This is a genomic window from Microbacterium sp. Cr-K20 (assembly GCF_000708325.1).
Classification (GTDB): domain Bacteria; phylum Actinomycetota; class Actinomycetes; order Actinomycetales; family Microbacteriaceae; genus Microbacterium.
Genome location: NZ_JARE01000028.1, coordinates 17855 through 41722, shown reverse-complemented (window position 1 = coordinate 41722; position 23868 = coordinate 17855). Strand labels below are relative to the sequence as shown.

Annotated in this window: 20 protein-coding genes; 4 read left to right on the top strand and 16 right to left on the bottom strand. The window is 69.8% G+C overall.

Translation table 11 applies throughout. The annotated features are described in order from the left end of the window. The first annotated feature begins 116 nt into the window (after positions 1-116). Together GZ67_RS0104765 and GZ67_RS0104760 are read left to right on the top strand one after the other, a co-directional pair. On the top strand, positions 117-1799 hold the full coding sequence (locus GZ67_RS0104765) for a PucR family transcriptional regulator (RefSeq protein ID WP_136025729.1): 1683 nt from the start codon (positions 117-119) through the stop codon (positions 1797-1799). A gap of 200 nt (positions 1800-1999) precedes the next feature. Next, positions 2000-2461 (top strand): Lrp/AsnC family transcriptional regulator, encoded by a 462-nt coding sequence (locus tag GZ67_RS0104760; RefSeq protein ID WP_029262625.1) that lies wholly within the window; start codon positions 2000-2002, stop codon positions 2459-2461. Between the two features lie 17 nt (positions 2462-2478). Here GZ67_RS0104760 and GZ67_RS0104755 read toward each other — a convergent pair whose 3' ends face one another. From GZ67_RS0104755 to rsmA, 3 genes are read right to left on the bottom strand one after another with little or no spacing between them, the layout of a single operon-like run. Continuing rightward, positions 2479-3411, bottom strand: a complete 933-nt coding sequence (locus GZ67_RS0104755) for a 4-(cytidine 5'-diphospho)-2-C-methyl-D-erythritol kinase (RefSeq protein ID WP_029262626.1) — start codon at positions 3409-3411, stop codon at positions 2479-2481. Between the two features lie 7 nt (positions 3412-3418). Further along, the gene (mgrA, locus tag GZ67_RS0104750; protein WP_029262627.1) at positions 3419-4486 is read right to left on the bottom strand and encodes an L-glyceraldehyde 3-phosphate reductase; all 1068 of its coding nucleotides are present in this window, start codon (positions 4484-4486) and stop codon (positions 3419-3421) included. Continuing rightward, entirely contained in the window at positions 4483-5343 is an 861-nt protein-coding gene (rsmA, locus tag GZ67_RS0104745; RefSeq protein ID WP_029262628.1) for a 16S rRNA (adenine(1518)-N(6)/adenine(1519)-N(6))-dimethyltransferase RsmA, read from the bottom strand. Before rsmA ends, mgrA begins: the two co-directional genes overlap by 4 nt. Positions 5344-5410: 67 nt before the next feature. Between rsmA and GZ67_RS0104740 the strand changes: the two genes are divergently transcribed. Next, a complete protein-coding gene (locus GZ67_RS0104740) occupies positions 5411-6676 on the top strand; it encodes an MFS transporter (RefSeq protein ID WP_029262629.1) in 1266 nt (421 codons plus the stop codon). On the opposite strand, the gene GZ67_RS0104735 is transcribed toward GZ67_RS0104740, so the two are convergent. The 10 genes from GZ67_RS0104735 to rsmI form a co-directional block, all read right to left on the bottom strand. Continuing rightward, positions 6655-7533 (bottom strand): TatD family hydrolase, encoded by an 879-nt coding sequence (locus GZ67_RS0104735; RefSeq protein WP_029262630.1) that lies wholly within the window; start codon positions 7531-7533, stop codon positions 6655-6657. The two genes, GZ67_RS0104740 and GZ67_RS0104735, sit on opposite strands and share 22 nt — an antisense overlap. Before the next feature lie 18 nt (positions 7534-7551). Next, positions 7552-9129 carry a methionine--tRNA ligase gene (gene metG, locus GZ67_RS0104730; protein ID WP_029262631.1) on the bottom strand — a complete coding sequence of 526 codons (1578 nt, stop codon included), beginning with the start codon at positions 9127-9129 and terminating at the stop codon, positions 7552-7554. Between the two features lie 39 nt (positions 9130-9168). Continuing rightward, positions 9169-10713 carry a molybdopterin-dependent oxidoreductase gene (locus GZ67_RS0104725; protein ID WP_051662336.1) on the bottom strand — a complete coding sequence of 515 codons (1545 nt, stop codon included), beginning with the start codon at positions 10711-10713 and terminating at the stop codon, positions 9169-9171. A 21-nt stretch (positions 10714-10734) separates the two neighbouring features. Further along, the gene (locus GZ67_RS0104720) at positions 10735-11904 is read right to left on the bottom strand and encodes a glycoside hydrolase family 1 protein (RefSeq protein ID WP_081859879.1); all 1170 of its coding nucleotides are present in this window, start codon (positions 11902-11904) and stop codon (positions 10735-10737) included. A gap of 23 nt (positions 11905-11927) precedes the next feature. After that, a complete protein-coding gene (locus tag GZ67_RS0104715) occupies positions 11928-13628 on the bottom strand; it encodes an ABC transporter ATP-binding protein (RefSeq protein ID WP_029262634.1) in 1701 nt (566 codons plus the stop codon). 5 nt (positions 13629-13633) lie between these two features. Next, a complete protein-coding gene (locus GZ67_RS0104710) occupies positions 13634-14548 on the bottom strand; it encodes an ABC transporter permease (protein WP_029262635.1) in 915 nt (304 codons plus the stop codon). Further along, positions 14545-15525 carry an ABC transporter permease gene (locus tag GZ67_RS0104705; protein WP_029262636.1) on the bottom strand — a complete coding sequence of 327 codons (981 nt, stop codon included), beginning with the start codon at positions 15523-15525 and terminating at the stop codon, positions 14545-14547. Before GZ67_RS0104705 ends, GZ67_RS0104710 begins: the two co-directional genes overlap by 4 nt. Then, positions 15522-17171 (bottom strand): ABC transporter substrate-binding protein, encoded by a 1650-nt coding sequence (locus GZ67_RS0104700; RefSeq protein WP_029262637.1) that lies wholly within the window; start codon positions 17169-17171, stop codon positions 15522-15524. The genes GZ67_RS0104705 and GZ67_RS0104700 overlap by 4 nt, the downstream gene beginning before the upstream one ends. Positions 17172-17319: 148 nt before the next feature. Continuing rightward, complete coding sequence (locus GZ67_RS0104695) at positions 17320-18426, bottom strand: LacI family DNA-binding transcriptional regulator (RefSeq protein WP_029273782.1); 1107 nt, start codon at positions 18424-18426, stop codon at positions 17320-17322. Beyond that, on the bottom strand, positions 18423-19250 hold the full coding sequence (gene rsmI / locus GZ67_RS0104690) for a 16S rRNA (cytidine(1402)-2'-O)-methyltransferase (RefSeq protein ID WP_029262639.1): 828 nt from the start codon (positions 19248-19250) through the stop codon (positions 18423-18425). Before rsmI ends, GZ67_RS0104695 begins: the two co-directional genes overlap by 4 nt. A 35-nt stretch (positions 19251-19285) precedes the next feature. On the opposite strand from rsmI, the gene GZ67_RS0104685 reads away from it, so the two are divergent. Then, on the top strand, positions 19286-20839 hold the full coding sequence (locus GZ67_RS0104685; protein WP_029262640.1) for a dolichyl-phosphate-mannose--protein mannosyltransferase: 1554 nt from the start codon (positions 19286-19288) through the stop codon (positions 20837-20839). Positions 20840-20851: 12 nt separating this feature from the next. Here GZ67_RS0104685 and GZ67_RS0104680 read toward each other — a convergent pair whose 3' ends face one another. The 3 genes from GZ67_RS0104680 to hisC are packed head-to-tail and all read right to left on the bottom strand — an operon-like array spanning position 20852 to position 23805. After that, a complete protein-coding gene (locus tag GZ67_RS0104680) occupies positions 20852-21334 on the bottom strand; it encodes an Lrp/AsnC family transcriptional regulator (protein ID WP_029262641.1) in 483 nt (160 codons plus the stop codon). A 3-nt stretch (positions 21335-21337) separates the two neighbouring features. Then, a complete protein-coding gene (locus GZ67_RS0104675) occupies positions 21338-22741 on the bottom strand; it encodes an amino acid permease (protein ID WP_029262642.1) in 1404 nt (467 codons plus the stop codon). Further along, positions 22738-23805 carry a histidinol-phosphate transaminase gene (gene hisC / locus GZ67_RS0104670; RefSeq protein WP_029262643.1) on the bottom strand — a complete coding sequence of 356 codons (1068 nt, stop codon included), beginning with the start codon at positions 23803-23805 and terminating at the stop codon, positions 22738-22740. Before hisC ends, GZ67_RS0104675 begins: the two co-directional genes overlap by 4 nt. Positions 23806-23868: the final 63 nt, after the last annotated feature.

Genomic DNA, 23868 nt, shown 5'->3' with positions numbered 1-23868 from the left:
ATGCGACGGGGCACGACGAGCCTGTCGAGATCGACCAACTGTCGATACGATTTCGTCGTGCCCCACAGCTCCGCGACCGGTGGTCGCCCCCTAGCCTGGGCCCTGTGCTCATGTCCGTGACGACAAAGCCCCGCGCCAGCCTCGGCCGGGTCATCGAAGACCTCGGCAACACCCTGCTCGAGGTGGTGAGCGGTGCGGTCGACGATGACACCGAGATCGAGACGGTCGTCATCCACGATGTCCTCGACGACGCGATGCCGATGCGCCGCGCGCTCGTCCTCGGCGTCGGCCTGAGCGATCCGGACGAGATCGCGGAGCTCCTCCGGGTCCTCGCCACACAGCAGGCCTCCGCCCTGGTCCTGCGTGCGCCCGTGCGTTCGGAGCAGCCGGTGCGCGAAGCATCCGAGGCGACCGGCATCCCCGTCCTCGCACTGACCCGCGGCGCGTCGTGGGCGCAGCTGGCGGCGATGCTGCGGTCCCTGATCGCCGAGGGCGACGTGGGCGATCAGGGAGCCACGACACTCGGCGGGATGCCCTCCGGTGACCTGTTCGCCCTCGCCAACGCCATCGCGACCCTGCTGAACGCCCCCGTGACGATCGAGGATCGCAACTCCCGGGTCGTCGCCTTCTCGGGCCGCCAGCACGAAGCCGACCCCGCCCGCATCGAGACCGTGCTCGGACGGCAGGTGCCCGAACGGTTCGCACGGCAGCTGGAGGAGCGCGGCGTCTTCCAGGAGCTCTACCGCAGCGTGGACCCGATCGACGTCGGCCCCGTGAACAACACCGAAGGACTCCCCTCGTTCCCGCGCGTGGCGCTCGCGGTGCGCGCGGGCGACGAGATCCTCGGCTCGATCTGGGCCGCGGTCCAGGAACCTCTATCCCCCGATCGTGTGCGCGCGCTGAAGGACTCCGCCGGCCTGGTGGCCCTGCACATGCTGCGGCTGCGGGCCGGTGCCGATGTCGAGCGCCGGCTGCGGGCCGACCTGCTCGCCACGATCCTCGAAGGCGGTCCGGGAGCCGCGGATGCCACCGCCCGGCTGCGTCTCAGCGATCATCGATGCGTCGTGCTGGCGCTGTCGGCAGCGGAGGAGAGCGACGACGAACCCTCCGCCGGCGCCCGCGGGGTGGCCGAGCGGCAGCGCATCGCCGACGCCTTCGCCGTGCACCTGGGCGCCGTCTACCTCCGCTCGGCCGTCGCCGTGATCGGCAACGTCGTGTACGCGGTCGTCGGCATCCGCCCGGAACAGGGTGATGCGGAGACCGGGGCGGAGCACCGCGATGCGGACAGCCGCGCGGCCCGCGTCGCGACCGACTTCCTCGGGCGGCTCGGGGCCACCAGTGAGATCCGCATCGGCGTCGGCACCGTCGCGGAGGACGCGGCGGGCATCCCCGCGTCGCGCGCCAACGCCGACCGCGCCCTCCGAGTGGTGCGTCAGACGCCTTCGCGCGAGCCCGTCGCCCGGTTCACGGCCGTGCAGATGGAAGCCCTGCTGGTCGAGCTCGGAGATCTCGTCCGCTCCCGGGGCGACCAGCCCACCGGCCCCGTCGCTCGGCTCCTGGCACAGGACCGGGAGAAGGGCACGCATCTGGTGGAGACGCTGCGGGCCTGGCTCGACGCGTTCGGAGATGTGGCGGTGGCTGCGGCCCGCGTGTACACGCACCCCAACACGTTCCGGTATCGGCTGCGCCGGCTGTCGGAGATCAGCGGACTCGATCTGACCGATCCGGACGCACGGTTCTCGGCCATGGTGCAGCTGCGGCTCCTCATCCCCCGCGATGGAGGTCTGATCGACGGCTGAGGCTCGTGGCCGGTCGCCGTCGACACCCGGCGTGTGCGGCTCGTGGCCTTCCGTCGAGTGCGCGTGATGCCCGCTCGTGGCCGGCATCCTGCGTATCTGACAGTCATCACACCACATCGCGATCATTCAGACCATAGAGTGGATTCTGATTGATCGATCCGATCAATCTGTGGGAGTCAACGAAGGCGACGGTGATCGAAATGGCCAATCTCGACGAGACCGACCGGAGGATCCTCACGGTGCTCGACCGCGACCCGCGCCGACCGGTGGCTCTGATCGCCCAGGATCTGGGCCTCGCCCGCGGCACCGTGCACGCCCGGCTCGACCGGCTCGAATCCGGCGGGTATCTGCGCGCCCACAGCGCGCGCATCCTCCCGCAGGCACTGGGGCGCGGCGTCGCGGCCTCGATCCTCGTCGAGCTCGATCAGCACCAGATCACCGCCGCGATCGATGCGCTCAGCCGGGTTCCCGAGGTCCTGGAGTGCTTCGCCCCCGCGGGCGACACCGACCTGCTGCTGCGCGTCGTGGCCAAGGACCCCGACGACCTCTATCGCGTGGCCGAGGTCGTGCGCCTCTGCCCCGGCATCCTCCGCACCTCGACGAGCCTGTTCCTCCGCGAGGTCATCCCCTACCGGGTGAGCGCGCTGCTGCAGGCGGAGTGAGGCGCGGGAATCGGGTGTCAGCCGATGATGCGGGCGCCCGGGACGGGGCCGTGCACGTGGAGCGGGTCGAGGCCGGTCTCGCGCAGGGCGGACTGCACGTCCTGCGCCGTCTCGGGGTCGGGACAGAGGAGGGCCACGGTGGGCCCTGAGCCCGACACGATCCCCTGCAGCGCACCGGCCGCGACACCCTGCCGGATGGTGTCGGCGAGGTCGGGGCGCTCGAACAGCGCGGCGGCCTGCAGGTCGTTGAACAGGGTCTCGGCGAGCTGGGCGGGGTCTCCCGAGCGCAGCGCCTGCAGCACCGGGATCGGCACGTCGAGCGAAAGCGGCGGGTCGTCGGCGAGGGCGCCCTCCTCCTCGCGCAGGATGTCGAGTCGCTCGTAGACCACCGGCGTCGAGAGCCCCTCGTCGCTCGGCACCAGGATCCAGTCGAAGCGTCCGCGCGCGAGCGCCGGATTGAGCTGATCGCCGCGGCCGGTGCCGACCGCGGTGCCGCCGTGCAGCGCGAACGGCACATCGGCGCCGAGACGGGCGGCGAGGTCGTGCAGCCGGGCCTGCGAGAGCCCGGTCCCCCACAGTGCGTCGCAGGCGACCAGAGCGGCAGCGGCATCCGCCGACCCTCCGCCCATGCCGCCGGCCACGGGCACGCTTTTGCGGATCTCGAGGGCGACGCCGCCCGGGTGGTCGACGGCGAGCGCGAGCAGCTTGGCGGCGCGCATCGCCAGATTGCGGTCGTCGAGCGGGACCGAGCCGATGTCCTCCACGCCGGCGACCGTGACCGAGAAGTCGTCGGCCGGGCGCGCGATCACGTCTTCATACAGCGAGACCGCTTGGAAGACCGTCGCCAGCGCGTGATAGCCGTCGTCGTGCCGCCCGCCGACCCCGAGGTAGACGTTGATCTTCCCCGGGGCGCGCACGTGCACGGAGTCGGTGGACGCGGCGTGGCTCATGATCGGATCACAGCTCCGAGGACTTCGCCCACAGGTTCACGTCGATCGCCCCGGCGAGCTCGTCGATGCGGGCCAACTCCTCCGCGGTGAAAGTCGGACCGTTGACGGCGGCGATGTTCTCGTCGAGCTGCTCCGGGCGCGACGCGCCGATCAGCGCGGAGGCGACGACCGGGTTACGCAGCGTCCACTGCAGCGCCAGTTGCGCGAGCGACTGTCCACGGCTCTGCGCCACCTCGTTCAGCGACCGCAGCGTCTGCACGGCTTCATCCGTGAGCCGACCGTCCGGCAGCGAGCCGCGCTTCTGCGCCCGCTCGGCCGTGCCGTCGCCGAGGTACTTGTCGGTGAGCAGCCCCTGTGCGAGCGGGGTGAAGGCGATCGCGCCCAGGCCCGACTGCTCGAGGGTGTCGGTCAGGCCGTCTTCGACCCAGCGGTTCAGGATCGAGTACGCCGGCTGGTGGATGACGAGCGGCGTGCCGAGCTCCTTCGCCACGGCGACGGCCTCCGCCGTGCGCTCGGCGCTGTACGAGGAGATGCCGACGTAGAGCGCCTTGCCCTGGCGCACGAGCGTGTCGAGCGCGCCGACGGTCTCGGCGATCGGGGTGACGGGATCGACGCGGTGGGAGTAGAAGATGTCGACATAGTCGAGGCCCATGCGGGTCAGCGACTGCTCGGCGCTCGCGAGGATGTACTTGCGGCTCGCGAAGTCGCCGTAGGGGCCGGGCCACATGTCCCAGCCGGCCTTCGACGAGATGATCAGCTCGTCGCGGTACGGGCGGAGGTCTTCGGCGAAGATGCGTCCGAAGTTCTTCTCGGCCGAGCCGTAGGGCGGGCCGTAGTTGTTCGCCAGGTCGAAGTGCGTGATGCCGCGGTCGAACGCGTGGCGCAGCAGCGCGCGCTGGTTGTCGAGCGGGATGTTGTCACCGAAGTTCCACCACAGCCCGAGCGAGATCGGGGGCAGATACAGCCCGGACGTGCCGACCTGGCGGTAGGAGAACTGCTGGTATCGGCTCTCGTCCGCCGCGTACGGACGGTGCAGCTCGGGGACATCGGGGCGGAAGCGGGGGGAGTCGGTCACGGTGCCAGATTAGTCCCTGGTGCCTGCTGCGCGATGCGCTGGTAGTCCTCGACCGTGAGGTCTTCGCCGCGGGCCGTGGGGGCGACGCCGGCGGCGATCAGCACCTCGGATGCTGCCGCCGAGCTGCCGAAGATCCCCGACAGCGCCTGGCGGAGCATCTTGCGGCGCTGGTTGAAGGCGGCATCCACGATCTTGAACGTGCGGCGGCGCTCCTCCTCGGTGCCGCGCTCCCCCTCGGACCGGTCGAAGCCGACGAGCAGGCTGTCGACGTTGGGCACCGGCCAGAACACCTGGCGCGAGACGTTCCCGGAGAGCTTCCACTCGCCGTACCAGGCCGCCTTGACGCTGGGCGAGCCGTAGATCTTCGACCCCGGCTTCGCGGCGAGACGCTCGGCGACTTCGGCCTGCACCATCACCACCCCGCGCTGCAGGTAGGCGAAGTTCTCGAGGAAGTGCAGCAGCACGGGCACCGAGACGTTGTAGGGCAGGTTCGCAACCAGCACCGTGGGCTCGCCCGGCAGCTCGGTGATGCGCAGCGCATCCGCGTCGACGACGGTGAGCCGGTCGGCCTCGACGCCGTGCTCGGCGGCGGTCTGCGCGAGTCGGGCCGCGAGGCGGTGGTCGATCTCGACGGCCGTGACGGATGCCCCGGTCTCGAGGATCGCGAGGGTCAGGGAGCCGAGCCCCGGACCGACCTCGACCACGCGCTCATGCGGTTGCACACGGGCGGCCTGCACGATCTTGCGCACGGTGTTCGCGTCGGTGACGAAGTTCTGGCCGAGCTTCTTGGTCGGGGTGACGTCGAGCTCGGCGGCGAGTCGGCGGATCTCGGTGGCGCCGAGCAGGGTGACGGTCATCCTGCCATTCTCCCCCACTCTCCCGGTGACCCCCGCCGATGTCCCCTGCCGTCAGTAGTCTTCTCTGGTGCCCTCCCTCGGTGAACTCGTCGCCCCCCGCCGCATGGGCCGCGATTTCCGCTGGCTCCTCGCCTCGTCGTGGACCAGCAACATCGGCGACGGCGTGGCCCTCGCGGCCGCTCCCCTGCTGATCGCGTCGATGACGTCGTCGCCGATCCTGGTGGCATCCGGCGCGATCCTGCAGTTCCTCCCGTGGCTGCTGTTCGGCCTGCATGCGGGAGCGATCGCCGACCGCTTCGACCGCCGCCGCCTGGTCATGTTCGCCAATGCCGCGCGGGCCGTGGTCCTCCTCGCCCTGTGCGTGTTCCTCGTGACGGGCGTCGCGAACATCTGGATCGTGCTCGCCGTCGCCTTCCTCTACGGCACCGCCGAGGTCTTCGTCGACACGGCGGGCAGCACGCTGCTGCCGATGCTGGTGAAGCCCGCCGACCTCGGCATCGGCAACGCCCGCCTGCAGGCCGGGTACCTCGTCGCGAACCAGTTCGCCGGCCCACCGCTGGGGGCGTTCCTCTTCGCGGCCGGCACCGCCTGGCCGTTCCTGCTCGAGGTCGTGTGCGTGAGCTTCGCGGTCGTGCTCATCTCACGCATGGCGAAGACGCCCGTCCCGCCGCGCGAGACCGACATGCACCCGCCGGTGCACACCGACATCGCCGAGGGCATCCGCTGGCTGTGGCGCAATCCGCCGGTGCGCATGCTGGTGCTCATCATCCTGGTCTTCAACATCACGTGGGCCGCGCCCTGGGGCGTGCTCGTGCTGTACGCGACCGAACACCTGCACATGGGCGCGGTCGGCTACGGCGCGCTCACGACGGCATCCGCAGCGGGCGGCATCCTCGCCACACTCAGCTTCGGCTGGCTGGAGCGGCACGTGTCGTTCGCGACGCTGATGCGGGTGGTGCTCTCGCTCGAGGTGCTCATGCACCTGTCGTTCGCGCTCACCACCACGGGCTGGGTGGCCCTGGTCATCATGTTCTTCTTCGGCGCCTACGCGTTCGTGTGGGGCACGATCTCCACGACCGTGCGGCAGCGCCTCGTGCCCGCCGAGCTGCAGGGGCGCGTGGCCTCCGTCAACATGGTCGGGGTGTTCGGCGGCATGGTCGTCGGCCAGGCGCTCGGCGGCGTGATCGCCCAGGTCTGGGGCCTCACGGCACCGTGGTGGTTCGCGTTCGTCGGCGCGGCGCTCACGCTGCTGCTGGTGTGGAAGCCGATCTCGCAGATCGTGTCGGCGAAGCCCGTGGAAGAACCCGAGAGTCAGTCGGCGAACGAGCCGTAGACCCGCAGGGTGTTCTCGGCCAGCTGGGCGCACAGCTCATCGACCTCGATACCGAGTTCGGCCGCCATGAAGCGCACCGTGATCGGCACGAGGTACGGGGCATTCGGACGCCCCCGCAGCGGCACCGGGGTGAGGAACGGCGCGTCCGTCTCGACCAGGAGGCGATCCAGCGGAGTGACCTTCAGCGCGTCCCGCAGGTTCTGGGCGTTCTTGAACGTCACGTTCCCCGCGAACGACAGGTGGTACCCGGCATCGGCGCAGACGCGCGCCATGGCGTCGTCGCCCGAGAAGCAGTGGAACACCGTGCGCTCGGGGGCGCCGACGCGGCTCAGGGTCTCCAGCACCGCATCGTGCGCGTCGCGGTCGTGGATCTGCATCGCGATGCCGTGCTTCTTCGCCAGCGCGATGTGCGCCTCGAACGAGGCGAACTGCGGCGCCTGCCGCTCGGGCTCGGTGCGGAAGAAGTCGAGCCCCGTCTCGCCGATCGCCCGGGTGCGCGGGTGGGCGGCGAGCTCGTCGATCACCGCGAGAGCCTCATCGAGGCGGCCCTCCTCCGCATAGGTCGGCGCGTCGTTCGGGTGGATGGCGACGGCGGCGAGCACGCGCGGATCGGATGCCGCGGCCGCGACCGCCCACCGCGACGACTCGATGTCGCCCGACGCCTGCACGACCCCGGCGATGCCCACCGCCGCCGCCCGATCGAGCTGCTCGGTCAGCGACAGCGGGTCATCACCGTCGACGATCTCCAGGTGCGCATGGTTGTCGTACACCGGGACCGTGAGCGGCTCGGGGGCCGCCGGATACTTCAGATCCTTGCGTCCGTCGCCGTCACGGCGCTGCACATACGTCCCCGACATCTCCGTGACCGACCTTGCTCAGGCCGTGGCCTCCACCCGGGGGAACAGCGGTGCGAGACCGTTGACGCTGGTGCCGGGGCGCAGCACGCCCCAGGCTCCGGCCTCGCGGATCGGCTGGTCCTGCAGACGACCCAGGGTCTCGGCGGCACCGAGTGCGACCCAGAGCTTCTCGGTCGACTGCGGCATCACGGGCGAGAGCAGCACCGCGAGCGCACGCAGACCCTCGGCGCAGGTGTACAGCACGGTGCCCAGGCGACCGCGCTGAGCCTCGTCGCGAGCGAGCGCCCAGGGCTCGTTCTCGGTGATGTAGCCGTTGAGCGCGTCGACGATCGTCCAGATCGACGAGATGGCCTCGTCGATGCGGAACTGCGCGACCGCGGCATCCGCGTTCGACGCCGCATCCGCCACGATCTTCTGGATCGCGAGGTCATTCTCGGTGTACTCGGCCGCGGGCGGCACGACCCCCTCGAAGTACTTCTCGATCATCGCCGTGGTGCGCGAGGCGAGGTTGCCGAAGCCGTTCGCGAGCTCGGCCTGGTAGCGGGCCGACAGGTCTTCCCACGAGAACGAGCCGTCCTGGCCGAACGCGATCGCGGACAGGAAGTAGAAGCGGTACGCGTCGGAGCCGAACACGTCGGTGATCTCGGTCGGCGCGATGCCGGTGAGCTTCGACTTGGACATCTTCTCGCCGCCGACCAGCAGCCAGCCGTGCGCGAAGACACCCTGGGGCACCTCGAGGCCGGCAGCCATCAGCAGGGCGGGCCAGATCACGGCGTGGAAGCGCAGGATGTCTTTGCCGACCACGTGGTAGGCGGGCCAGCGACGCGCGAACGTCTCCTCGTCGGAGCCGTAGCCGACGGCCGTGGCGTAGTTCAGCAGCGCATCGACCCACACGTAGATGACGTGCGACTCGTCCCACGGCAGCGGGATGCCCCAGTCGAAGGTCGAACGCGAGATCGACAGGTCCTTGAGTCCCTGGCTCACGAACGACACGACCTCGTTGCGCGCGGAATCCGGGCGCACGAAGTCGGGCTGCGTCTTGTAGAGCTCGAGCAGACGGTCCTGGAACTCGCTCAGCTTGAAGAAGTAGTTCTTCTCCTGCAGCAGCTCGAGCGGCTTCGAGTGGATCGCGCAGACCTTCAGCCCCTCGAAGGGACCGGTGCCGTCGACGATCTCCGACTCGGGCTTGAACTCCTCACAGCCCACGCAGTAGAGCGCCTCGTACTCGCCGGCGTAGATGTAGCCGCGGTCGTACAGGCGCTGGAAGAACGTCTGCACGTTCGTCTCGTGGCGCTCCTGCGTGGTGCGGATGAAGTCGTCGTTGGCGACGTCGAGCGTCGTCAGCAGCGGGAACCAGCTCTCGGTGACGAGCTTGTCGACCCATTCTTGAGGGGTGACGTTGTTGGCTGCCGCGGCGCGCAGCATCTTCTGGCCGTGCTCATCGGTGCCCGTGAGCATCCAGGTGTCATCCCCCGCCTGGCGGTGCCACCGTGCGAGCGTGTCGACGGCCACCGTCGTGTACCCGTGACCGATGTGCGGCACGTCGGAGGGGTAGTAGATGGGCGTGGTGATGTAGAAGGATTCGCCTGCGGGCATGGAGCAATTCTAGGTGTCCGGGCACCGGTGGTTACGCGCTCAGGCCACCGAGACGTCGATGCGGTGCCATCCCTGCGCGCCGTCGGGTGCGGGCGGCGCCGGATCCGATGTCTGGGTATCGCCCTCGACGCTGAGCGCCCGGCACTCGACGGTGTGCGATCCACTCTCCGCCGTCCACGCCAGACTCCACTGCACCCAGGTGTCGGCTGAGATGGCGGTCGCGAGCTCGGCACGCTGCCACGGCCCGTCGTCGATGCGCACCTCGACCCCGGCGATGCCGACCTGCTGCTGCCACGCCATCCCCGCGATCACGGTGTCGCCGGCCGGAACGGACTGGCCTCCACGCGGCACATCGATGCGGGACTGCAGCTTGATCGGCCCGCGCTCGGACCATCCCCGTGTGGTCCAGTACGCGGTGGCGCGGTCGAAACGGGTGACCTCGAGCTGGGTGACCCACTTCGTCGCGGACACGTATCCGTAGAGCCCGGGGACCACGAGTCGCGCCGGGAACCCGTGTTCGATCGGCAACGGCTCGCCGTTCATGCCGACGGCCAGCAGCGCGTCGCGGTCGTCGGTGAGCGCCTCGATCGGAGTGGATGCCGTGAAGCCGTCGGACGAGGTCGACAGCACCATGTCGGCGTCAGGATCCACACCCGCGCGGGCGAGCAGCTCCCGCACCGGAACGCCCAGCCAGCGGGCGTTGCCGATCAGCGATCCGCCGACCTCGTTCGACACGCACGCGAGAGTGACGTCGGACTCCTGCATCGGCAGGGCGACCAGCTCGTCCCAGGTGAGGCGCACCTCGCGGTCCACCATCCCGTGGATGCGCAGCGACCAGTCGGCCGGGTCGATCCGCGGCACGATCAGCGCGGTGTCGATGCGGTAGAACTCGGCGTTGGGGGTGACGACCGGAGCGAGGCCGGGGATCTCCAGGTCGGCGCCGGCAGGGACCGGCGCCGCCGCTCGCGCCGGCTTCGGCAGCCGCAGCGCGTCACGGACCACCTCGATCGAGCGGGTGGCCCCGCGCGCGACGTTCCCGACGATCAGCAGCACGAGTCCGGCCGCCGCGGCGCCGGTCGTCCAGATCAGGAACCGGCGCCGGTCGATCTCGTCCGGGGCGATTCCGGCGACGGGCCGGAGCCTGCGCACCAGCATCCGCACGACGATCACCGCGACGAGACCGGCGACGAGGCCGGGGAGCCAGGCGAACGGCCCCGCACCGGGGCGGATCATCGCGGCCACGACGGCGAGTGCGCCGAGAGCAGCGAGGATCACGGCCCCGATCGGAGGGCGTCGCAGCTCCAGGAAGCCGGCGAACGCGGCGACGACCGCGAGGACGATGGCGACCCCGACGATCAGGGCCACCTTGTCTCCGGTGCCGAACAGCGCGATCGCCGTGTCCTTCGCCCAGCTCGGCGCGAGGTCGATGAGCCCGCTGCCGATCACGGCGAACGGGCTCGCACTCGGCTCCACGACCGCAGCGACGAGTTCGGCCAGGCCGACCGCGACGACGGCCGCGCTCAGGCCCGCGGCTGCGGATCGGATCCGGTCCTGCCGCGTCGAGTGCCTCGCGTGCGTCGTCATTCCCTGAGCGTAACCCCGAACTCAGAGCCCGTTGCGGCGCGCGACCTCCCCGAGCCAGGCGAGGGACGGCTTCGGCGTCCGTACGAACGTCTGATGGTCGAAACCGATCAGCCCGAAGGTGGGGGCGAAGCCGCTGGCCCACTCGTAGTTGTCCAGTGCGCTCCAGTGCTGGTACGCCCGCACATCGATGCCGTCGGAGATCGCGCGGTGCAGTCCCTCGAGCGCACCCTGCGTGTAGGCGATGCGGCGGGTGTCGTCGGCGGTCGCGATGCCGTTCTCGGTCACGAGCACGGGCACCCCTCCGCTGCGTTCCCATGCGCTGCGCACACCCATCTCGAGCGCCTCGGGGAAGAACTCCCAGCCGGTCAGGGTCGTCTCCACATCCGGCGACACGGGTCGCGGACCCTCCGGTCCGATGAAGGTGCGCGTGTACGCCTGCACGCCGACGAAGTCGTCGCCGGCCGACTGGTCGAGGTACCAGTGGTCACGCGGGTCGCCGTATTCGGCGAGCATCTCGTCGGCACCCGGCTCACCGGTGGAGTGGAACGCCTGCGTGGCGATGGTCCAGCCGGCCTTGACCCCCGGCACCGAGTGCAGGATCTCGGAGGCGCGGTGGTGCGCGTCGAGCAGGGTGTCGGCCACGGCGAGGTCGGGGTTCGGGAGGCCGAAGGCGACGAGGTTCGCGGCGTCCTCTCCCCCGGCGAGCATCGCGGCGATGTTGGGCTCGTTGATGGTGCACACGTACTCGACGCCGTCGAGGATCGGGAGCACGGTCTCGACGTAGCGGGCGAACAGGTCGACCGCGTCGTCGGCACGCCAGAAGCCGTCCTTCTGGAACCACTGCGGCACCGTGAAGTGCATGAGCGTGACCGTCGGGTCGAGCCCGTTCTCGCGCGCCGTGTCGATCATGCGGCGGTAGTGGTCGAGCATCGCCCGCGAGACGAAGCCGCGCTCGGGCTCGATCCGCGCCCACTCCACCGAGAACCGGTAGGAGTTCAGCCCGGCGTCGGCGAGCAGCCGCATGTCCTCCGGGTAGCGGTGGAAGTGGTCGGCGGCGTCACCGGAGGGCTCGACCATGGGCGAGCCGGGGGCGTGTTCCATCGCCCACCAGTTGCTCGTGGTGTTGTTGCCCTCCACCTGGTGGGCCGCGGTCGCGGCACCCCACAGGAAGCCGTCGGGGAATGCGAGCACGAGTGCTCCTCTCATGAGTGGTTCTATCGGATACGAGTCGGATTGGGCACGGCGTCCAGCAGCTGGATCGTGTACGGATCCTCCGGATGCTGCAGCACCTCGGCGGTCTCTCCGCGTTCGACCACGCGGCCGCCGTTGAGCACCAGGATGTTCTGCGTCACGAGCCTCGCGCTCAGCAGGTCGTGCGTGATGTAGAGCATGCTGATGCCCCATCTCTCGCGCAGATCCTCCAGCAGCGCCAGCACGCCCGCACGCAGCGAGACGTCGAGCATCGAGACCGGCTCATCGGCGATGAGCACCTGCGGGTCGCTCGCGAGCGCCCTGGCGATCACGACGCGCTGCCGCTGCCCGCCCGAGAGCTGATGCGGCAGTTTCGCCGCGAACTGCTCGACGGGCGTGAGGCCGACGGTCTCGAGCAGCTCGAGCACCCGCGCCCTGGCTTCCTGCCCGCGCAACTTCGTGTAGTTCATGACCGGGCGCGTCAGCGCGTACTCGACCGTGTGCAGCGGGTTGAGTGCCGCGTACGGATCCTGGAACACCATCTGCACGTCCTTGCGCAAGTCACGCAGACCGCGGCGCTTGAGGGTCGCCACGTCGACATCGCCGAAGCGGACGGTGCCGGAGGTCGGCTTCTCGACGCCGGTGAGCATCTTCGCGATGGTCGACTTGCCCGAGCCCGAGGCCCCGACGAGCGCGAGCGCCTCCCCGGGTTCCAGCCGGAACGACACATCGTCGACGGCCGTCACCGCGTCCTGTCCACGGCGCGGGGCCGGATAGTGCTTGGACACCCCGTCGACCACGATCGCCGCATCGGCGCGACGCGCATCCCGCGACGACACGGTCGGCAGCGTCTCGGTGACGTCGGTGCGCGAACGGCCTTCGGCGCGCCGCGTCCCGAGGTCGACGAAGCCGGGGATCGACAGGGTCTTCGCGCGGGGGTCGGCGTAGTGGCTGAGCAGCATCCGCGTGTACTCGTCCTTCGGACGCTGCAGGATGTCGATGCTCGGCGCGTCTTCGACGATGCGCCCCTCGTGCATCACCATCACCCGGTCGGTGGCCTCGAGCACGATGCCGAGATCGTGGCTGATGAGGATGGCCGTGAACTGCTCGGCCCGCTGCAGCTCCTTGATCGTGTCCATGACGGCGTGCTGCACGAGCACGTCGAGCGCGGTGGTCGGCTCGTCGAAGACCATGAGCTGCGGCTCCAGCGACAGCGCGAGCGCGATCGAGGCACGCTGGCGCATACCGCCGGAGAGCTCCCCGGGGTAGCGGGCGAGCACCGAGGCGTCGAGCCCGACCTTGCCGATGAGCTCGCGGGCCCGCGCATCCCGGTCGCCCTTGGGCACGTGGCCGTGGGCGGCGAAGATGTCGCGGAAGTGGTTGCCCACCGTGCGCACCGGGTTCAGTGCGTTCATGCCCGACTGCAGCACCATCGCAAATCCGCCCTGGCGCTGACGACGCAGCTCCTCGGCATCCAGCTCGCGGATGTCGCGCCCGCCGAAGAGGATGCGGCCGCCGCTGATGCGCGCCGGAGGCTTCTGCAGCCGCGTCAGCGCGAAGCCGAGGGTCGACTTGCCCGACCCCGACTCGCCGACGAGTCCGACGAACTCGCCGCGGCGCAGTGAGAACGAGACGTCGTGGACGGCCGCGACAGGTGTCGCTCCGGGAGAGGCGTACTCGACGGACAGGGAGTCGACCTCCAGCAGCACATCATTCGTGTTCATGGCGGTCATCGGCCCTTCCCCTCTCGCAGGCGCGGATTGGAGATGCCGTCCACGCCGAAGTTGATCAGTGTCAGGCTCAGCGCCAGCAGTGCGATGCACAGACCGGGGGCGAACAGCAGCAGCCACTGCCCGGTGAGCAGGGAGTTGGAGTTCTGCGCCCAATAGAGCATGGTGCCCCAGCTGACGATGCTGGAGTCACCGAGGCCGAGGAACTCCAGGCCGGCCTCGGCGAGGATCGCCGCCGTCGCCGCTCCGAAGAGCGTGCCGGCGATGATCGACGTCATGTTCGGCAGGATCTCGCGGAACACGATGCGCGTCCGGCTGTCCCCCGAGAACTGCGCCGAGGTGACGAAGTCGTTGCCGCGCAGCGACTGCGTCTGGCTGCGGAGCACGCGAGCGCCCCACGCCCAGCCGGTCACCACGATCACGGCGATGATCATCAGGATGCCGCCGTTCTGCAGGTAGGCGGCGATCACGATCATGAGAGGTAGGCCCGGGATCACGAGGAAGAGGTTGACGATGAAGCCGACCACCTCGCCCGCGAAGCCGCGCATGTACCCCCAGCTGAGGCCGATCAGCACAGCGACCATGGTGGACAGGATGCCGGCGGCGAAGCCGACCAGAAGGCTGATCTGCGCACCGTAGATGAGCTGGCTGAGCACGTCCTCCCCCGCGGCAGTCGTGCCGAGCCAGTGCGCCCAGGAGGCATCGGCGTTGCGGTCGAACCCGTTCTCCTTCGGCCCGTAGGGGGCGAGGACCGGGGCGAACACCGCGACCAGCACGAAGAAGGCGAGGATGCAGAGGCCGAGTCGGGCTTTGCCGTTGCTCCAGAGGGTGGCGACCATGCGCCCGAAGGCGCGCCACGGGCTGGGCGCGGCGATGCGCTCGGCGGGGATCTTGACGTTCATGGTGGAAGTCATCGGCGTGTCCTCGGGTCGAGAACCCCGTAGAGGATGTCCACGAGGAAGTTGGCGATGAGCACGCTCACGGTGATCATCAGGAAGAGCGCCTGCATGAGCGGGTAGTCCTGCCCGATCACGGCGTTGAAGAGCAGGTACCCGATGCCGGGATAGCCGAACACCTGCTCGACGAGGATCGATCCGCCCACGACACCGCCGAGCGTGAGCCCGAAGCCGGTGAGGTTCGGCAGGATCGCGTTGCGCGCGGCGTAGCGGAGGGCGATCGTGCGGCCGTGCAGCCCGTTCGCCTCGCCGAAGGTGATGTAGTCCTCACCGAGCGTGTTGATCATGGCGTTGCGCATCCCGATGATCCAGCCGCCGAGTGAGGTGAGCAGGATGGTGAGGGCCGGGAGGAACGCGTGGCTCAAGAGGTCTCCGAGGAACTCCCAGGTGAACCCGGGGGTCGTCGTCGCGGAGTAGGCCCCCGTCGTCGGGAACCAGTGCAGCACGTAGCCGAAGAAGAACAGCAGCAGCAGCGCGGTCCAGAAGTAGGGGAACGTGCTGAGGAAGGAGCCCGTCAGCGTCGGCAGCGTGTCGAGCCAGGTGCCTCGGCGCCAGGCGGCCGCGACGCCGATGAGGGTGCCGATCACGAACGCGAGGATCGTGACGATGCCGACGAGGGCGATCGTGTACGGCAGTGCCGTCGACACCATGCTCGCCACCGACTGCGGGTAGAACGTGTACGAGACGCCGAAGTCGAGCCGCACGACCTGGCCGAGGTAGGCGATGTACTGATCCCACAGCGACCCGGTCGGCACGCCCAGCTGGGCTTCGATGGCGGCGCGCGTGGCGTCGGACACCGGCCCGTTCTGGGACAGCTTGGCGATAGCGGCATCCGCCGGGGAACCCGGCATCATGCGCGGGAGGAAGAAGTTCAGGGTGACGGCGGCCCACAGGGTGAGCACGAACAGGCCGAACTTCTGGAGCACGTACTTCACTTGTCGTCCTCCTTGACTCGCTCGAGCCGCGTGAAGATGCCCAGCGGCGCGGAATCGTAGTTCTGCGGAATCATGTACGGGTCTTCCTCACTCGGCCAGCCGGTGAACTTGGCGTCGTTGAACAGACCCCAGATGCCGCCGTAGTAGAGGCCGATCACGGGCATCTCGTCGTAGACGATGCCCTGCAGATCCTTCACGATCTCGGCCTGGCGATCGGTGTCGACGGTCTCGCGGTACTCGGCCAGCAGCGCGTCGGCCTCGTCCGAGCGGTAGCGCTCGAAGTTGTTGGCGGTCGTCTCGCCCGATGGCACGTAGAACTCGCTGGAGAGCAGGTTGTTGTAGGCCTGGTAGACGTCGCCGTTGCCCATGCCGCCGATCGCCATCTCGAAGTCGCCGTTGCTGATCGCGCTCTGGTATCCCGCGGGCTGCGGGAGCTTGAGCGTGACCTTCACGCCGACCTCGGCGAGCTGACTGCGCACGGTCTGCGCCGCCCTGGTCCAGTCGGTGAAGCCGTTGGCCGTGGTCAGCGCGAACTCGAGCTGCTCACCGTCGGCGTCCACGAGCCGGTCGCCGTCGAGGGTGTAGCCCGCCTTCTCGAAGGCTTCGAGCGCAGCATCCGTGTCCTGCGTGATCATGCCCTCGTCGGGGATGCTCGGGTCGAGATACTCCTCCTGGTTCGGGAGGATCAGTCCGGTCTGGCCGGCGGGCTCCATGTACCCCTCGGAAGCGGTCTCGGCGATCTCCTCGCGATCGAGGGAGAGCGCGATGCCTCGGCGGACGTTCACGTCGTCGAAGGGGGCGACCTCGAGGTTCGGCATCAGGGCGATCACGCCGCCCGGCGGGAACCACCACTTGTTGTCCGGACTCGCCGCACCCCAGGTGCCCTCCACGTCCGAGATGAACGAGTACGCCCAGTCGTATCCGCGGCTCACGGTGTCGAGCTGCGAGTTGGTCGAGGGCAGGATGATGTGCTCGATCTCGATCTTGTCGGCCTGCCAGTAGTCGGGGTTGCGGTCCATCGAGTACTGCTGGTCGTTGTAGTTGCCGAGCACGAACGGCCCGGTCCCGACCGGTGTCTCGTTGCGGTACGTGGCGGGGTCCTTCACGTCGGCCCAGAGGTGCTCCGGCACGATCATGGTCTGGCCGAGGATGGGCAGCGACGGAGCATCCTCGGTCTGGAGGTGCATGATCACGTCGTCGCCCTCGGTCTCGACGCTCTCCAGATGCTGCCAGGCACCCTTGATGTCGAGCGCGGGGTTGTCCTTGAGCAGCTGGAACGTGAAGGCCACATCGTCCGGCGTCAGGTCTTCGCCGTCGCTCCACTCGACGTCGTCGCGGATCGTCATGACGATGGTGCGGGCGTCGGGCTGGGACCACTCGGTCGCCAGCCAGGGGTTCTGCGTGCCGTCGAGCGGGTTGACCAGGATCAGCGGCTCGTAGATCCACCGCGACGCCGTGCGCGTGTTGGTGAGATACGGGTTGAAGTTCCTCGTGAAGAACGGGTTGCCCTTGTCGGCGTTGATCAGCATCGTGTCGTCGCCGATCGAGGGATCGGGTTGGGATGTGATCTGGATGCTGCAGCCGCTCAGTGCGACTGCGGCTGCTGCAAGGCCGACGATCGCCGTTCTGCGCCAGCGTCCCATCATCCGCGCTCTCGGTGTTCTGCCACCGGACATCTGCCACCTCATGTCGTCTCTGTCATGACCGACGGCCTGCGCCGCCTCAGCGATTGTAAGCGCATACATTTTTCGAAAGCAACCCCTTGACACCGGCGTGGCGCCGTGCCGCGGGGCGTCAGGAAGGGCGCTGCGAGCTCTCGCGAAGGAGGATCTGCAGCGGCAGGCGAGCCAGCACAGGCTCGGCCTCCATGCTCTCCAGGCGCCGTGCGAGCACCTGGACGGCCGCGCGCCCGAGGTCGATCATGGGCTGGCGGATCGTGGTGAGCGGGGGGCGCGACAGCGCGGCCGCCTCGATGCCGTCGAACCCGGTCACGAGGATGTCCTCGGGCACGCGGATGCCGGCGCCGCGGAACATGTCGAGCGCGCCGAGCGCCATCTGGTCATTCGCGGAGATCAGCGCTGCCGGCGCGCCGGATGCGACGAGTTCCTCGGCGGCACGACGGCCCGAGCCGCGGGTGAAGTCGCCGCGGAGGACGGTCACGTCGTCGAGGGATCGGCCCGCGGCCGTCACCGCCGCCGCGAACCCCTCCCACCGCTGCAGGCCGTCCGGCGAGTCCTCGGGGCCGGCGAGGAAGGCCAGCGGCCCGTCCCCCACCTGGGCCAGGACATGCCGGGTCAGCTCCGTCATCGCCTCGGCATTGCTCACCGTGACGTGGTCGTAGTGATCACCGCGCGGCGGCCCGGAGAGGACCACGACCGGGATCCGCCGGGCGAGGCGCGCCAGCACGTCGTCGGGCACACTGCTCGCGAGCACCATGAGGCCGTCGACACGGCCGGCCATGTCGCGCACCGTCGACCGGTCGGGATCGTCGCGTCCGACGCCGACCATGAGTACGAAACCCTGCTTCCACGCCTCCAGCTCCGCACCGCGCAGCACCTCGTCGAGGAAGAGCATCGAGGTGTGTCCGTCATCGCCATCCGCGTCATCACGGACGATCGCGAACGGCGGCGCGTCGGCATCGGAGAGCACGTCCAGCGGCGGAGCGTCTTCCGCGGCGTCGAACCCGGGGAAGTACAGCCCGAGCACCCCGGTGCGGCGCTCCGCGAGACCCCGGGCACTGCCGCTGGGCACATAGCCCAGGGCGGACACGGCATCGAGCACGCGCTCCCGCGTGACCGGACGCACCGCATCCGGCGAGCGCAGCACGCGCGACACGGTGGCGATGGACACGCCGGCCCGATCGGCCACGTCGTACACGGTCGCCGCCTTGCTCACGGTCATGCCCCTCCGGAGCGGGCGGCCAGCGCGGCCTGGTAGAGGTCGCGGGAGGAGAGGCCGGTGAGCGCGGCGACCTCGGACGCGGCATCCTTCAGGCGGATGCCGTCGGCGACGAGCTTCTGCACCTGGGCGAGCGCGTCCTCCGGGGAGGCGTCGCGGCGGGAAGCCCCCTCGACGACGACGACGATCTCGCCCTTGACGCCGTCCTCGGCCCAGGCGACCAGCTCGGATGCCGTGCCGCGGCGCACCTCCTCGTACAGCTTCGTGAGCTCGCGGCACACCGCGATCCGCCGCTCGTCGCCGAACGCCGCCCCCATGTCGGCGAGCGCGCTCGCGAGGCGGGCGGGCGACTCGAAGAACACCATGGTGCGGGGTTCCGCGGCGAGCGCGCGAAGGGTCGAGCGGCGCTCCCCCGGCTTGCGCGGCAGGAATCCCTCGAACGTGAAGCGGTCGGTGGGGAGGCCCGAGATCGCGAGCGCCATCAGCACCGCACTCGGACCGGGGATCGCGGTCACCGTCACACCCTGGGCCACGGCCTCGGCGACCAGCCCGTAGCCGGGATCGCTGACGGTCGGCATCCCGGCGTCGCTCATCACGACGATGTCGGTCTCCGCCGCGAGGGCGGCGAGCTCTGCGGCCTTCTGCTTCTCGTTGTGGTCGTGCAGCGCGATCAGGCGCGGACGGTTGTCGATCTGCAGCGCCTTCAGGAGTCGCACCGTGGTGCGGGTGTCCTCCGCGACGACGACCTCGGCGTTCTCCAGCACCTCCACCAGGCGGCGGGACGCGTCGCCGAGATTTCCGATCGGAGTGGCGGCGAGGATGATCACCCGCCCAGCTTAGGCGGGTTGTCTAGGCTGGACCGGTGACCGCGCCCGTGCCCCTGCTCCCTGCCCCCGAGGCACGGCTGACGCGATACGGGCGACTTCGCGACCGCGTGCTCCTCGATCCCGACTGGGGCCGCGCCATCCGATGGCTCGCCCCACTGGTCATCACCGCGCTGGCCGCGGTCCTCCGGCTGATCGGCGTCGCCCATCCGCACGAGCTGGCCTTCGACGAGACCTACTACGTCAAGGACGCCTGGTCGCTGTGGACCCTGGGCTACGAAGGCACCTGGGGCGACGGCGCGAACCAGGCGTTCCCGACCGGCGAGGATCTTCCGCTCTCCGACCAGGGCGCGTTCATCGTGCATCCGCCGCTGGGCAAGTGGCTGATCGCGCTGGGCATGGCGATCGGCGGCCCGGAGAACAGCGGCGGCTGGCGGCTGGCCACCGCGCTCTTCGGCACGGCGTCCGTCTTGCTGGTGTACCTGATCGCCCGGCGCCTCAGCGGCTCGGTGGTCGTCGCGACCGTGGCCGGCACCCTGCTCGCGATCGACGGGCTCAGCATCGTGATGAGCCGCATCGCCCTGCTCGACGGCATCCTGACGTTCTTCATCCTGCTGGGCGTGCTGTTCGTGCTGATCGACCGGCAGCGGACGATCCCCGTGCTCGAGAGGCGCGACCCCGACGCGCCGGATCCGTTCTGGGGGCCCGTGCTGTGGCGCCGTCCGTGGCTGGTCGCCGCGGGACTCGCCCTGGGCGCGGCGTGCGCCGTGAAGTGGTCGGGGCTCTACGTCCTCGCCGGCTTCGGGCTGTACGTCGTGATCACCGATGCGCTGGCCCGGCGCCGCGCGGGCGTGGTGCTGTGGCCGACCGCCGCCGCATTCCGCCAGGGGCCCGTCTCGTTCGTGCTGCTCGTCTTCCCGGCTCTCGCGGTGTACCTCGTCAGCTGGACGGGCTGGCTCGTGACCGCCGGCGGCTATGACCGCAAGAGCGACACCAACCCCCTGCTCGCACTGTGGAAGTACCACGAGTCCATGCTCGGATTCCACGTGGGCCTGAGCCGCGGGCACCCCTATGCGAGCCCCGCGTGGGAGTGGCCGCTGCTGCTGCGTCCGACCGCGGTCTGGGTCGACCCCTCCCCCTCGGGTTGCGGCACGGATCACTGCATCGGCGTGATCTCCGCCGTCCCCAATCCGCTCATCTGGTACGGCGGGGTCGCGGCCGCCGTCTACCTGATCTATCGACTCGTGCGGAGCTGGATCACGCGGCAGCCGGTCGGGCCGGAGCTGACCGTTCCGCTCGTGGGCCTGGCGGTCACCTACCTGCCGTGGCTGATGTTCCCCGAGCGCACGATCTTCCAGTTCTACACGGTCGTGATGATGCCGTTCCTCGTGCTCGCCCTGGCGATGACGCTGCGGATCATCGCCGGAAAGCGAGAGGATCCGCTGTACCGACGGCAGTCCGGCGAGCGCACGGTGATCATCTTCCTCACGTTCGTCGTGCTGGTCTCGGCGTTCTTCCTGCCGCTGTGGACCGGGACGAGCGTGCCGTACGAGTTCTGGCTCCTGCACAACTGGCTGCCCGGCTGGGTGTGAGGGCGTGAGGCACTAGGCGGGATCGTCCGTCGCGACGTGGTCCACCAGCGGGAGCACCCGCCCCGAGAGGTGGGTGCGCATCGCGATCGAGGAGGCCGTGCGGGCGACGCCGGGCACCAGCGCGACCCGGTCGAGCACCTCCTGCAGCCGCGTGGCGTCCCGCGCGACCAGCCGCAGCTGCATGTCGCTGGCGCCCGTGACGGTGTGCATGTCGACGATCTCGGGCACCGCGTCCGCCAGGGCCGTCGCCACCTCGTCGTGCCCGACCTTCTGATCGATCTCGACCAGGCAGAAGGCGACCACGCCGTAGCCGAAGCCGGCCGGGTCGACGCGCGGCACGATCGCCTCGATCACCCCGCCCTCGTGCAGGCGCGCGAGACGGCTCGTCGCAGTGCCGCGGGCGATCCCGAGCCGCCGCGCGACTTCCAGGATCGGCAGCTGCGGCGACTCGGTGAGCAGCCGGATGAGCTGGGCGTCGAGGCGATCGATGCGCATCGGCTACTCCCGCGGCACGCCGGCCCGCGCGTATCCCCTGGTCGCGCGGGCGACGAGGAGGAGCACACCGGTGAGCGCGAGGGTCAACAGGAGCTGGATGCGCGCTGCCGGGTCGATCATCGCGAGTGCGATCACCGCGGCGAGCAGCACCAGGCACAGCCACGACAGCCACGGGAAGCCCCACATCCGCATCGGCATCTCCTCGCCCGTGCGATCCGCGCGGGTGCGGAGGATGATCTGCGCGACCGCCGTGGCCGTCCAGATCACGAGCAGCGTCGAGCCGACCACGTTCAGGAGCGCGGGCAGGACCACATCGGGGAACGCCCAGTTGAGCCCGACCGTCACGAAGCCGAAGGCGACCGAGGCCAGCACGGCGACGAACGGCACGCCCTTGAGGCTCGTGCGGGTCGCGGCCAGCGGAGCGAGTCCGCGCTCCCCCAGCGAGTACGCCATGCGGGAGGCACCGTAGATGTTGGCGTTCATGGCCGACAGCAGCGCGACGATCACGATCAGGTCCATCACGAGACCGACGCCGGGCACGTTCAGGGTCTCGAGCACCGCCGAGAACGGGCCGTCCTTGACCGCGGGATCGTTCCACGGCAGTACCGCCACGATCACGAAGATCGATCCGACGTAGAAGACGAGGATGCGCACGAGCACCTCGCGCACGATGCGGCGGATGTTGTGTGCGGGGTCGTTCGACTCGGCGGCGGCGATCGCGACGACCTCGGTGCCTCCGAACGCGAACACCACGATGAGCAGGGCGCCCGCGATGCCGGCGATGCCGTTCGGGGCGAAACCGCCGTTGTCGACGAGGTTCGCGATGCCGGTCGCGGGCACGCCGGGGATGAGTCCGACGATCGCGCACACGCCCACGATGAGGAAGGCGATGATCGCCGCGACCTTGATGGCCGCGAACCAGAACTCGAAGCGGCCGTAATTGCGCACGCCGAACAGGTTCACGGCGGTGAGCGCCACGACGAAGATCAGCACCCACACCCAGGCGGGGATGCCCGGCGTCCAGTTCGCCACGATCGCCCCGGCGCCCGTCGCCTCGGCGGCGATCACGACGACCAGCTGGATCCAGTAGAGCCAGCCGACCGCGCTGCCGGCGCTGCGGCCCATCGCCTTCTGCGCGTACGAGCTGAAGGCGCCGGAGCTGGGTCGCGCCGCGACCATCTCGGCCAGCATCGCCATCACGAGCACGACGATGCCACCGGCCACGAGGTACGAGACCAGGACAGCGGGGCCGGCGATGCTGATCGCCTGGCCCGAACCGACGAACAGGCCGGCGCCGATCGCGCCGCCGAGCCCCATCATCGAGATCTGGCGGCGGGTCAGCCCCGGATGCAGACCCTTGGTGGTCGTCGTGGTGGGGGGAAGTTGTGTCGCGCGGTCGCCGGTCATGCGCCGACCTCCACACGCGCGGCGGTGAGCGCCTGCTCGACGCGATCGATATCGGTCGCGGAGCCGGAAGAGATGCGGATCCCCTCGCCGGCGAAGGCCCGGGCGACCACGCCGCCGGCCTGCAGCAGTTCCTCGAGCTCGCCCGTGCGATCACCGGAGGGGACCCACACGAAGTTCGCCTGTGAGGGGACGGCGGGCCAGCCGGCCGCGGTGAGCACATGGTGCAGGCGGTCGCGTTGCTCGATCACCTCGCCGATGCGGACCGCGAGCTCGTCTTCGGCGTCCAGCGAGGCGAGGGCCGCCGTCTGGGCGAGGTCGGTGACCCCGAACGGCACGGCGACCTTCCGCTGGTTCTCGGCGACGGCGGCCGGGGCGATCGCGTAGCCGATGCGCAGCCCGGCGAGCCCGTAGGCCTTGGAGAACGTGTGCAGGACGGCCACGTGCGGGTGGCGTCGGAACAGCTCGATGCCGGCACCGCGGCTCTCGGTCGTGTCGAAGTGCACGTACGCCTCGTCGATCACCACGAGCACGTCGTGCGGCACGGCGGCGACGAAGCGCTCCAGTTCGTCGGCGCCGACCACAGTCCCGGTGGGGTTGTTCGGGTTGCACACGAAGATCAGGCGGGTACGCGGGGTGATCGCGGCGAGCATCGCGTCGAGGTCGTGCGCGTGATCGGCATCGAGGGGTACGGCGACCGGCGTGGCCCCGGCGATGCGGACCAGCGAGGGATACGCCTCGAACGAGCGCCAGGCGAAGACCACCTCGTCGCCGTCGCCGGCCACCGCGTGGATGAGCTGCGAGGCGATCTCGACCGAACCCGCACCGACGGTGACCTCGGCGGGGTCGACACCGTAGCGGGCGGCGAGACGCTCACGGAGGCCTGCCGCGCTCATGTCGGGATAGCGATTGATGCCGTCGACCCGATCGCGCACGGCCTGGGCGACCGAAGGAAGCGGCGGATGCGGCGACTCGTTCGAGGAGAGCTTCGACGCACCGGCCGGGGCGGAGCGCCCCTGACGGTACGCGGGAACGGCGTCGAGTCCGGCGCGGGTGGGGAGAGGCATCGTCAGAGCATCCTTGCTGTGATCGCGGGTGGGGTCGCGCAACAGTAGAACGGATGCCGGGCA